General features: G+C 46.7%; 10 protein-coding genes. 7 read left to right on the forward strand and 3 right to left on the reverse strand.

Annotated elements, in window-relative coordinates; all coding sequences use genetic code 11:
* Nucleotides 1-222: 222 nt before the first annotated feature.
* Both FTU67_RS01705 and alaS read right to left on the reverse strand, forming a co-directional pair.
* Nucleotides 223-1503 carry an aspartate kinase gene (locus tag FTU67_RS01705; RefSeq protein ID WP_160232502.1) on the reverse strand — a complete coding sequence of 427 codons (1281 nt, stop codon included), beginning with the start codon at nt 1501-1503 and terminating at the stop codon, nt 223-225.
* A gap of 60 nt (nt 1504-1563) precedes the next feature.
* On the reverse strand, nt 1564-4257 hold the full coding sequence (alaS, locus tag FTU67_RS01710; protein WP_171294514.1) for an alanine--tRNA ligase: 2694 nt from the start codon (nt 4255-4257) through the stop codon (nt 1564-1566).
* Nucleotides 4258-4662: 405 nt separating this feature from the next.
* Between alaS and FTU67_RS01715 the strand changes: the two genes are divergently transcribed.
* The 7 genes from FTU67_RS01715 to FTU67_RS01745 all read left to right on the forward strand — a co-directional run bounded on the left by FTU67_RS01715 (nt 4663) and on the right by FTU67_RS01745 (nt 11294).
* Entirely contained in the window at nt 4663-5697 is a 1035-nt protein-coding gene (locus FTU67_RS01715; RefSeq protein ID WP_016658386.1) for a type I glyceraldehyde-3-phosphate dehydrogenase, read from the forward strand.
* A gap of 163 nt (nt 5698-5860) precedes the next feature.
* Entirely contained in the window at nt 5861-6175 is a 315-nt protein-coding gene (locus tag FTU67_RS01720; protein WP_005177014.1) for a hypothetical protein, read from the forward strand.
* Between the two features lie 297 nt (nt 6176-6472).
* Nucleotides 6473-7639 (forward strand): ATP phosphoribosyltransferase regulatory subunit, encoded by a 1167-nt coding sequence (locus FTU67_RS01725; protein WP_104498237.1) that lies wholly within the window; start codon nt 6473-6475, stop codon nt 7637-7639.
* A 71-nt stretch (nt 7640-7710) separates the two neighbouring features.
* Nucleotides 7711-9030, forward strand: coding sequence for an adenylosuccinate synthase (locus FTU67_RS01730; protein ID WP_005177019.1), 1320 nt, complete (start codon nt 7711-7713; stop codon nt 9028-9030).
* A 136-nt stretch (nt 9031-9166) separates the two neighbouring features.
* Nucleotides 9167-9952 (forward strand): M48 family metallopeptidase, encoded by a 786-nt coding sequence (locus tag FTU67_RS01735; RefSeq protein ID WP_104469896.1) that lies wholly within the window; start codon nt 9167-9169, stop codon nt 9950-9952.
* Between the two features lie 88 nt (nt 9953-10040).
* On the forward strand, nt 10041-10349 hold the full coding sequence (locus tag FTU67_RS01740; protein ID WP_005177024.1) for a hypothetical protein: 309 nt from the start codon (nt 10041-10043) through the stop codon (nt 10347-10349).
* Between the two features lie 162 nt (nt 10350-10511).
* A complete protein-coding gene (locus FTU67_RS01745; protein ID WP_005177027.1) occupies nt 10512-11294 on the forward strand; it encodes a M48 family metallopeptidase in 783 nt (260 codons plus the stop codon).
* 88 nt (nt 11295-11382) lie between these two features.
* Here the strand turns inward: FTU67_RS01745 and FTU67_RS01750 are convergent, their stop codons facing one another.
* Nucleotides 11383-12432: an NADP(H)-dependent aldo-keto reductase gene (locus FTU67_RS01750; RefSeq protein ID WP_152342317.1), complete on the reverse strand. Its 1050-nt coding sequence runs from the start codon at nt 12430-12432 to the stop codon at nt 11383-11385.
* Nucleotides 12433-12451 lie beyond the last annotated feature (19 nt).

A 12451-nucleotide genomic window follows, 5' to 3' on the forward strand; every position in this document is an offset into this window, starting at 1 on the left:
AAACCTGCATTGATTTGAAAGTTTTGAAAAGCACAAAATATTTCAAGCGAAATTTTATCAGAACTCCCCCTGACAAAACCTTGTCGGATACAATTCTGTTAAGATTTCTAATTCTCATTATTTCAATATAACAGAGCCACTATAAAAAATACTATAGTGGCTCTGATTTTTTGTAGTTTTTCGCAATATTGTCTGACAATTCCAATAATTGCTGACTACAGATTAAGCACGCGGGCTTGATTCACCTGACTCGCGGTCTAAACCGAACGCCGTGTGCAGTGAACGAACTGCAAGCTCTAAATAGTTTTCTTCAATAATCACTGAAATTTTGATTTCAGAGGTCGAGATCATCAGAATGTTGATGCCTTCATCTGCAAGTGCGGTGAACATTTTGCTCGCTACGCCAGCATGTGAACGCATACCCACGCCAACAATTGACACTTTTACGATGTCATCACGGGTTGCAACTTCACGTGCACCAATTTCCTGTGCAGTCGCTTCAAGAATCGCTTTGGCTTTGGCCAGTTCACCACGGTTTACGGTAAAGGTGAAATCAGTGGTGCCATCTTCTTCAACGTTCTGGATAATCATATCCACTTCAATGTTGGCAGCGCCAATTGGGGCCAAGATTTTAGAGGCAATACCTGGCTCATCTGGCACACCGAGAATAGTCAGTTTAGCTTCGTCACGGTTAAACGCGATACCTGAGATAATTGGCTGTTCCATGTTGTCTTCCAATTCAGTAGTAATAAGAGTTCCGACGTTGTTTTTAAACTCTTCGTCAAATGCACCATCGTTGTCGTTATCGAAGCTAGATAGTACGCGTAAAGGCACCTGATATTTACCAGCAAATTCTACAGAACGGATTTGCAGGACTTTTGAGCCTAAAGATGCCATTTCCAGCATTTCTTCAAAGGAAATACGATCCACTTTTTTTGCTTTTGGCGCAACACGCGGGTCAGTGGTGTATACACCATCAACATCGGTGTAGATCTGGCATTCATCTGCTTTTAATGCTGCGGCTAACGCAACACCGGTTGTATCTGAACCACCGCGGCCTAAAGTTGTGGTATTGCCTTGCTCGTCTACACCCTGGAAGCCTGCAACCACAATCACACGGCCGGCATCTAAATGACCGGTCATGACATCGGTGTCAATCGCTTCAATACGGGCTTTGGTGAACGCGCTGTCAGTTTTAATTCCGACTTGGCGACCGGTTAGAGATTTAGCTTCTACGCCAATAGAATTGAGCGCCATAGCTAACATGGAAATCGTTACCTGCTCACCCGTAGAAACCATCTGGTCAAGTTCACGTGGGTCAGGGGTGTCGGTAATGGCTTTCGCGAGAGCGAGCAGGCGATTAGTTTCGCCACTCATTGCTGATACAACAACGACCACCTTGTGGCCATGGTCATGCCAGCGCTTTACGCGACGAGCAACATTTAAAATGCGCTCGGGCGTACCCATAGAAGTACCGCCATATTTTTGAACGATTAATGCCATAGTTGTTCCATATAAGCCATGACCCTGATTGCCGCCAGGGTCAGTTACACAAAAGTGAAGTTATTTTGCTTCCAGCCAGGCAGTTAACTCTGCCATCACGGTTGCAAACTTCTCGTTTAGTGGCGCGCCACCTTGTGCTAAGTCAGGTTTACCACCACCTTTACCACCAAGCTCAGTAGCCAAGTGTTTGATGATGTCACCTGCTTTAATAGACGTAGTGAAGTCTTTTGCAACGGATGCAATCAGGCTCACTTTGTCACCCTCTACACCGGCAAGTACAATCACTGCGTTGTCTAATTTTGATTTCACACCGTCATGCAGGTTGCGCAGTGCTTTGGCATCCATACCCTGAACAGTGGTAATAAGTGTTGCACGGCCAGCAATGGTCTGAACTTGGCTTAAAAGTTCACCCGCTTGCAGGCTGGCTAGTTTCTGATTTAGTTGTTCAATCTGTTTTTGCAGGCTAGATGCTGTTTCAACAATTGCTTCAACTTTCTCAATGGTTTGCTCTTTCTGTGCTTTTAACAGCGCATTAATGGTGTTGATGTCACGATCAGCTTTTTGCGCAGCTTCAATCGCTTTGGTACCTGTCACTGCTTCAATACGACGCACGCCTGCAGCCACACCCCCTTCAGAGGTAATTTTGAACAGACCGATGTCACCGGTGCGTTTCACGTGAATACCGCCACACAGTTCAATCGAGAAGTTTTTCTCTTCAATTACTGAACCCATAGACAGTACGCGAACTTCATCACCGTATTTCTCACCGAACAGCATCATCGCGCCTTTGGCTTTGGCCGATTCGATATCGAGTAACTCAGTTGTTACTGGTGTGTTGGCAATCACTTCAGCATTCACCAGACGTTCAATTTCTTGCAGCTGTTCAAATGAAACCGGCTGGTCGTTGGCAAAGTCAAAACGTAATACGTCTGATGCAACCAGTGAACCTTTTTGCTGTACGTGTGAGCCCAGAATTTGACGCAGCGCAGCGTGCAGCAGGTGAGTCGCCGAGTGGTTGCGTGCAGTTGCAGCACGAATGTCCGCTTTGACAATTGCTTCCACGTTTTGTGCTGCTTTCAGGCTACCCATGGTTACAATACCCTGGTGTACAAAAGCGCCGCCCGATTTTTTGGTGTCTTGCACTTCAAAAATACCGGTGTCGTTTTTGAAAATACCGGTATCACCGATCTGACCACCGCTTTCTGCATAGAATGGCGTCTGGTTCAGGACGATCAGTGCTTCATCACCTTCAGCGACTTCGTCAACTTGTTCGCCATCTTTATAGATGGCAATGATTTGACCTTGACCTGCAGTGGCATCGTAACCATCAAACTGGGTTTCACCATCCACTTTGACTACGCTGTTATAGTCGATGGCAAATTTACCGGCATCACGTGCACGTTGACGCTGTGCTGCCATTTCAACTTCAAAGCCAGCTTCATCAATGGTTAGGTCGCGTTCACGGGCAATATCTGCGGTTAGGTCGGTCGGGAAACCGTAAGTGTCATACAGTTTAAATACCACTTCGCCTGGAATCACAGAACCTTTTAAGTTCGCCAGTTCGCCTTCAAGCAATTTCAAACCTTGCTCAAGTGTTTTGGCGAATTGTTCTTCTTCTTTCAGTAATTGCGCTTCAATACGTGCTTTTTGAGCTTCCAGTTCAGGATACGCCGCACCCATTACTTCAATCAGCGGTTGCAGCATTTTGTGGAAGAATGAACCGGTTGCACCGAGTTTGTTACCATGACGCACGGCACGGCGGATAATACGGCGCAGTACATAACCACGTCCTTCGTTAGACGGATTGACGCCATCTGCAATCAGGAAGCAGCAAGAACGGGCATGGTCAGCCACCACTTTAAGTGAAGCTGGATATTGTACCGGTGTGCCTTTTTCTTTGGCTTCCGCTTCAAGTGCAGAGGTATCTAGACCAATAATTTCAGCTGCTGCTTTTAAAAGATGCTGGAACAGGTCAATTTCGTAGTTGGAGTTGACGTGCTGTAATACGGCAGAAATACGTTCCAAGCCCATACCGGTATCGACCGAAGGAGCAGGAAGCGGGTGCAATACGCCATCAGCAGTACGGTTGAACTGCATAAAGACGTTGTTCCAGATTTCAATGAAACGGTCGCCATCTTCTTCAGGTGTGCCAGGTAGGCCACCCCAGATATGATCGCCATGGTCAAAGAAAATTTCAGAACATGGACCGCATGGACCGGTATCACCCATAGCCCAGAAGTTATCAGATGCGTATTTCTCGCCTTTGTTGTCGCCAATACGGATAATACGTTCTGGTGCTAAACCGATTTCCTTGTTCCAGATGTCGAATGCTTCGTCATCGGTGTGGTAAACCGTGGCATACAGTTTGTCTTTTGGCAGGGCTAACCATTCATCACCGGTCAGGAATTCCCAGGCAAACTTGATCGCATCACGCTTGAAGTAATCACCAAAAGAGAAGTTACCCAACATTTCAAAGAAGGTGTGGTGACGCGCGGTATAACCGACGTTATCTAAGTCGTTGTGTTTACCACCGGCACGTACACATTTTTGTGAAGATACGGCACGGACATAATCGCGCTTTTCCAGACCTAAGAAACAATCTTTAAACTGGTTCATACCAGCATTGGTGAACAGCAACGTTGGGTCGTTGGCGGGAACCAGAGAACTCGACGCGACACGTGTATGCCCTTGCGATTCAAAGTAACGCAAAAATGCTTCACGAATTTCAGCTGATGTCATAAAACGAGTACTCACAACCAAGTCACTCCATAATTCTCGATTTGGCTAAAAGCATAACAGTCTGACAAGATTTTCTCTGCTGTTATACGGGCTTAAAATTTAAAAACGCCAAATTATAACGGAAAAAGCCACACTCACCAATGATTTTAAAGTGTTTTGATGACAAATCTGCGGCGAAAACCCAAACCTTAAAGTCATCTAAACTGCTGTGAAATCACAAGCTGTTGTCATTGCTGCGGTTTAGCCAGTTACCGTGCATCCTGCTAATTTTTATCAAGCAGAAAATAGTGCTGCTAACTGCTTAAATATTGGACAGGTTTAAATTAATTGCTGAGTTTGGCAGGAATTATTCGCCGTGTCTGGCGGAAATCCTTTAACATAAGCACAGACAAGATTGATGTGCAGTTTGAAGGAATACGGATGCAACGAGTGGCGATTAATGGCTTTGGGCGAATTGGGCGAAATGTACTGCGTGCCTGGTTTGAAAATCCTAAAGAATTTCATTTTGATATTGTCGCGATTAATGACGTTGCCGATGTTGCCACGCTACTACATCTGTTTAAATACGATTCAACCCATGGCCGTTTTCCGGGGCAGGTAGAAATCCAGCTGGAACAGGAACAGATTTATCTGTGCATACACTCGGGGCAGGCCAAGCTGAAAGTTCAGGTGCTGAGCCAGCCACAGCCGGCACAGTTGCCATGGCAGCAGTTAAATATTGATGTGGTGCTGGAATGTACCGGCCTGTTCCGTTCGCGTGAAGCCGCAACCCAGCATATTCATGCCGGTGCCAAACGGGTGATTATTGGCGCAGCACCGTTTGACACGGTTGATGCCGCCATTGTTTACGGGGTCAATCATCATGAGGTCAAAGCCTCAGACCAGATTATTTCCAGTGTTTCCTGTACCACTCAGGCCTTGGTGCCGTTGGTTAAAATTGTGGATGATGCTTTTGGTATTGAAACCGCGCTGATGACTGAAATTCATGCTGTCACGGCTGATCAGTCGGTGCTGGATCATGCACACCGTGATTTACGCCGTGCACGTGCATCCGGTCAGAATATTATTCCAACCACCTCAAGTGCTTTAGGCGCCTTAAAACAGGTGATGCCCAAAATGGAAAACCGTATTGATGGCTATTCAATTCGGGTGCCCACCATTAATGTCGCTGCCATTGATGTCAGCTTTATTTCCCAGTCACCCATTACCGTACATAAGCTGAATGAAGTGCTGGTGAAAGCCGCGCAGCAGGATTATGCCGAAATTATGCAGGTCACCGATGAGCCGCTGGTATCGAGTGACTTTAACCATTCGCCGTATTCTTTAATTGTCGATCTTACCCAGACCATGGTGGTCGGGCATCAGGCCAAAGTCTTTGCCTGGTATGACAATGAATGGGGCTATGCCAACCGTTTACTGGATTTATGTGAATCTTTTGCCCATCAGGCGCATTAATTTCTATCTGTCCAAATCTTTGTCTAAGCTTGGACTGCAGGGCGGTGGTCTAACCGGGTTAAACACGCTCACAGCCGGGCATTGACAGGTCGGAGGCGATTTTTCGCCTTTTTGCTATATTTTTCGTTAAGATAAAACAAAACAAATAAGTCGAGCACTACACATGATGTTTATTCTACTTTGGGGATTTATTTTACTGTTGGCCGTGGCGGTGATTTTTCTGATCTGGCTGCAGTTTAAAAACCAGCATGATCATTTGAATCGCCAAAGCGATAATCATCAGCTCGAAAACAAAGTCATCAGTCTGGAAGAAAATCTGAAAAAGACTTTAGAGATCATGCAGGATCTGGCCAAGAAAATGCACGTGCAGCAGGAAGCGCTGGATAAATCAGCGCAGCGTATTCATCAGCTGGAAACCCAGAATGTTGAGCTGGTCAATTTAATTACTCAAGTGCTGGATCCGAATAAAGTCAAATAAGTCTTTTTTAAGCAGATGGACGTAGGGCAGAGGGAAGATGATTTTCATCTGCCCTGAAAAAAAGATGATGAGTTTGGGATGTGTCCAGCTCCTTTATCTTCTTCCGCAAAAACAGCTTTTACTCTCGAAATGACAGCTCCAGCCGGGCAGGATTGCAATGGAATTGATCAGACAGAGAAAATTATCAAATTTGCGATGCACAGCCCATTTGATCGTGCTAAACTAGGAGAAATCGGGTGTGCTCCCGATTTTTTTATGCGGATTTGTTCCGCGCAGACAAGAATTTAGGTTTACAACATGCCCATTTCAGAGACATGGTTATTACCTGATGGTGTAGCTGATGTATTACCAGAACAAGCGCAAGTCATCGAAACATTGCGCCGTAATTCACTGGATTTCCTCGCATCTCGAGGTTATCAGTTGGTGTACACGCCATTTATTGAATATATCGAATCTCTCTCTTCTCTTTCAGAATCGAATCAAGATTTAGACCTGGCCACGTTCAAGGTGATTGACCAGCTGTCTGGCCGTCTGCTTGGCGTGCGTGCCGATATGACACCACAGGTGGCGCGTATTGATGCGCATGTGCATCCGGTAGATGGTGTGGCGCGTTATTGCTACGCTGGTACGGTTTTGCATACCAAGCCACAGGGCTTTAATACCACCCGTGCGCCTTTGCAGCTGGGTGCCGAACTGTTCGGTTCCGACAGCATTGATGCTGATGTGGAAATGGTTGACCTGATGATCAGCCTGATTCAGGAAGCCGGTCTGGCCGATGGTATCCATCTGGATTTAGGTCATGTGGGTCTGTTCCGCAGTCTGGTACAAAAAGCTGGTCTGAACAAAGCCACTGAGCGTCAGTTGTCTGATTTATATCAGCGTAAAGCCTTGCCAGAACTGGCGGACTTTACCCAGGATTTAGCCTTTGGTTCAGATTTCTATGCGCTGGGCCGTTTTGCCAGTGATCTGGATGCACTGGAAGCCCATTTAAGCACCGATGTGCTGGCCAATGTGGAATTCAAACATGCCTTTGATGCGGTAAAAACCACCCAGGCAGAAATTCAGGCACGCTGGCCAAATCTGCATATCGGGATTGATGTGGTAGAGCTGCGTTCGTATCACTATCACACCGGTTTAATGTATGCCGTTTATGCACCAAACCGTGCTGCACCACTGGCTCAAGGCGGCCGTTATGATGGTATTGGCCAGCATTTTGGTCGTGCCCGTCCGGCAACCGGTTTCTCTTGCGACTTATATGCGCTCAGCGCCGGTCGTTTCGAAGCCAAATCGGTGGTGGTTGCACCAAAGGGCAATCAGGCAGATTTATTGGCTGCAATTCAGGCCACCCGTACCCAAGGCTTAAGTGTAATTCAGTTATTGGGTCAGGATGATTTAAGCTCTGTACCGTATGCAACTCACCAGCTGGTGAATCGTAACGGTGAGTGGACGGTCGAAAAAATTTAATCGCCAGCGCATGTGTTCATGTCACATGCGCCTGGTTTTCAATTTTAACAGCATGATGTAATGAGGCTATTATGGGCAAGAATGTTGTGGTACTTGGTACCCAATGGGGCGACGAAGGTAAAGGTAAAATCGTCGACCTGCTCACAGATCAAGCGGCTGCGGTAGTACGTTATCAAGGCGGACACAACGCAGGTCATACTCTCGTGGTTGGTGGTAAGAAAACTGTATTACACCTCATTCCATCTGGTATTTTACGTGAAAACGTACTGTGCTTAATTGGTAACGGTGTGGTGCTTTCACCTGAAGCGCTGATCAAGGAAATGACCATTCTTGAACAGGAAGGCGTGCCAGTTAAAGAACGTTTACGTATTTCTCCAAACTGTCCATTAATTCTTCCGAACCACATTGCGCTGGATCAGGCACGTGAGAAAAAACGTGGCAATGCCAAAATTGGTACTACCGGTCGTGGTATTGGCCCTGCCTACGAAGATAAAGTGGCGCGCCGTGCAGTACGTGTGGCTGACCTGGTACGTGGCGGTGACGCATTACGTGCGCAGCTGGCTGAATTGCTGGATTACCACAACTTCCAGTTAACTCAATACTACGGTGTTGAAGAAGTTAAACTGGACGACGTGATTGCACTGTGTGACCAATGGCGTGAAGTGATTGCACCATTAGTGGTGGATGTAACCACTGAAATTCATAATTACCGTAAAAACGGTGACAACATTATGTTTGAAGGTGCGCAAGGTTCATTGCTGGACGTTGACCACGGTACTTATCCGTACGTGACTTCTTCAAACACCACTGCGGGCGGCGTAAGCTCAGGTTCTGGTTTAGGTCCATTGCATCTTGACTATGTGCTGGGTATTACCAAAGCCTACACCACACGTGTGGGTGCTGGTCCGTTCCCAACTGAGCTGGTCTACGACGCGGCAAATGATGTGGGTGATGCAATTGGTAAACACCTGGGTACAGTGGGTCACGAGTTTGGTGCATCTACTGGCCGTCAACGTCGTTGTGGCTGGTTCGATGCAGAAATCCTGCGCCGTTCAGTCGATGTAAACTCACTGTCTGGAATCTGCCTGACCAAGTTAGACGTATTGGATGGTTTAGAAGAAATTAAAATCTGTGTTGGCTATGAAAACACCGATTCAGGTTGTGTCGGTTCTTCTGACGCGCTGGCTTATGAAAACTTGAAGCCAATTTACGAAACCATGCCAGGCTGGTCTGAGTCAACTGTGGGTGCGACCAGTGTTGAACAATTGCCTGAAAATGCAATCAACTACATCAAGCGTCTTGAGCAGTTAATTGAATGTCCAATCGATATCATTTCAACCGGTCCAGACCGTGCAGAAACCATTATTCTGCGTCATCCGTTTGAAGCTTAATCGTTTAAGCTGAAATGAGAAAACCCTGTGCTTGCACAGGGTTTTTTATTTTTGGCTCAGAAAAATAGCGCACCATCTTGAGAATTCCCTGATTTTGTTTATAGTGCTAGGCACTTTCGAACAATTAGAGAATGTTATGAAATATAAGAACTTAGCCATTGGAATTGTATTGGCAACGCATTTGACGGGCTGCGCCACTGTGGCAGAACTGGCCGGGGCAGATTCAGCGACTTTAAACTTAAACGCCAGCCAGAGCTATCAGCAAATGTTGCAGGAAGCCGAGCAGAAAAAGGTGCTAGATACCCGTTCTGCCACCTATAAGAAGGTTAATCGCGTGTTTTTAAAGATGAAGCCCTATGCCGACCAGATGAACCAGACCGGGCAGACTTTTGAGTGGCAAGTGGCGGTGATTAAGTCACCTGAAATTAATGCCTATGTGGCTCCGGGTGGCAAAGTAGTGTTCTATACAGGCATTGTTGAAAACCTGAAACTGACTGACAATGAAGTCGCGGCGATCATGGGCCATGAAATGGTACATGCACTGGAAGAACATGCCAAAAGTAAAATTGGTGCCCAGACCCTGACCAATCTGGCGGTTAGTATTGGCTCGCAATATGTGGGCCAGTCGGTGGGTGGTTATGGTGGTTTACTGCTGGATTTGGGTAGCCAGTTTGGGGTAGGGTTGCCTTATTCGCGTAATCTGGAAAGCCGCGCCGACAAAGGCGGTTTACTGTTAATGGCCAAAGCCGGTTATGATCCGAATGCAGCAATTACGCTCTGGCAGAAAATGAATGCCAACGATGCCCGTGGAAATAGCGCTATTGCCAAGTTTATGTCGACCCATCCCAGCAATAATGACCGTATTGCCGCGTTACAGCAGATGATGCCGGAAGCAATGCAGTATTACCGCGCTGCGAAGTAATTCAAGACTAAAGTTGCACAGATCAGCACTGTCTATTCAGATGGTGCTTGCTAGAATAAAACACAGAAAAAACATTGGGTCAGGCAGGATGCATAAAAATATTTCAAGCACCATTTTCTATTCGTTATTATTTGCCATGGGCGGTGCACCGACCATTGCGATGTTGCTGATTCTGTTACAAAAGCATGATCCGAATATTATGTATCAGGCCTTTATTGGTCTGAGTGTGATTTTTGCCTGTATTTTGGTGCCGCTGGTACTGATCCAAAACGCCTATTTATTCTATAAACGTAAAAATCCGGCACTGGAAGAGAAAATGGAAGTGGTTTCGCAGATGTATCTGGGCCTGAATATTTTCTGTCTGGTATTCTGGATTTTCTATCAGTTTGCCTATTAAGGCCGTATTCCGCTCGTTGCTGCTGATGTAGCTACAGTTTACACAGCACTGCCATTGTTTACATAAATGATATGATTATGAAGCCATTTCAGATTTAAAGCATTGAAATGATTTCATATAATTCATGAGTATGTGTATAGCCGAATGGCGGAGATTATTATAATGAACAAAAAATTGGTATTGAGTTTTTGTGCCGCAAGTGCAATCACTTTTTCAGGCTGTACCACCGTGGCCGATATGGCCGGTGCAGATACCGCAACCCTAAATGCAACCGCGGCGCAAAGTTATAGCCAGATGGTGCAAGATGCGCGTAACAAGGGGCAGCTGGACACCAGTTCGAGTACCTATAAACGTATTAACACGGTGTTCCAGCGTTTAACACCGGTTGCCAACCAGATGAACCAGACTGGTCAGCCATTTAGCTGGCAGCTGGCAGTATTAAAATCTGACCAGATTAATGCCTTTGTCGCGCCGGGCGGTAAAGTGGTGTTCTATACCGGTATCGTCAATAAACTGAATCTGACCGATGCCGAAATTGCTGCGATTATGGGCCATGAAATGGTGCATGCTCTAGAAGAACATGCCAAGAGTAAAATTGGCGCGCAGGCACTGACCAACCTGGCTTTAAATATCGGTTTAAGCGCTGCAGGCAGTAACGTTGGCCAGTTAGGCGCTGCAGCGGCACAATTGGGTGCACAGGTGGGTGTGGGCTTGCCATATTCACGTAATCTGGAAAGTCGTGCCGATGAAGGCGGTTTAATGCTGATGGCGCGTGGTGGCTATAACCCGCAAGCGGCAATTACCTTATGGGAAAAAATGAACCGCTTGGAAGGTGGTGGCGGGGCATCGTTCCTGTCAACTCACCCATCGAACAGCCAGCGTATTGCAGCGATGCGTGAGAACTTGCCGGCTGCTCAGGCCATTTATAACCAGAACCGTCGTTAAGCTTCTGGGTTTAAAATGGATTTAAAAATGCCTCATATGATGAGGCATTTTTTTATGCATGATGTTGCTGGAATTTGATTGAAAGCCATCAAGGCGCCGGGTTGGGCTGCTGACGGTGAATCGCTTCAATGCCTTGTAAAATGTCATCGGACAGATTGACTTCAAAGGCATCAATATTTTCTTTTAGTTGCTCTAGTGAAGTCGCGCCAATAATGGTACTGGTGACAAAGAACTGCTGCTTAATAAAAGCCAAAGCCAGTTGGGTTAAACTGAGGCCATGTTGCTCGGCCAGTTGCGCATATTGCTCTGTGGCCCATTCACTTTCTGGATTGCTGTAGCGGCTAAAGCGTGAATACAGGGTGACACGCGCATTGGCCGGACGGGCGCCATGCCGGAATTTCCCGGTTAAGTAACCAAAGGCCAGAGGAGAATAAGCCAGTAAGCCGACGCCTTCATATTTGGCAATTTCCGACATGCCAATTTCATAGGTGCGATTCAGCAGGTTATAGGGGTTTTGTACGCTGACAAATTTGCTTAAACCGAGTTTTTCCGCCAGATGCAAAAACTTCATGGTGCCCCATGGGGTTTCATTGGAGAGCCCAATATAGCGAATCCGTCCGTTTTGGATTTCCTGCTGCAAGGCGGTCAGGGTTTCTTCAAGATCGGTGACATACTGCTGTGCATGGGCTTCGGCATTGCCATAACCCAGCTTGCCAAAGAAGTTGGTCGGACGCTGTGGCCAGTGCAGCTGGTATAAGTCAATATAATCGGTTTGCAGGCGTTTCAGGTTGCCATCCAGGGCAGTGCGAATATCAGTAGCGTTGTAACGGGTTTGTCCATCACGAATATGGCTGCCGCCTTGAGCCGGTCCGGCAATTTTTGAGGCCAAAAAAAGCTTGTCCCGTCCACCGCGCGCCTTGAGCCAGTTGCCAATCATGACTTCGGTGGCACCTTGAGTTTCTGGTTTAGGGGGCACCGGATACATTTCGGCGGTATCCCAGAAATACAGGCCACGTTCCAGTGCATAATCCAGCTGGGCAAAGGCTTCATCCTGGGTGTTTTGTTCACCAAAGGTCATGGTGCCCAGACAGATTTCAGGCAATAAAATACCGGTATCAGCAAGGGGATTGAACTGCATAAGATGTCCTTATTCAAAA

Origin of the sequence: Acinetobacter sp. YH12132, from assembly GCF_013418645.1 — a bacterium.
Classification (GTDB): domain Bacteria; phylum Pseudomonadota; class Gammaproteobacteria; order Pseudomonadales; family Moraxellaceae; genus Acinetobacter; species Acinetobacter indicus.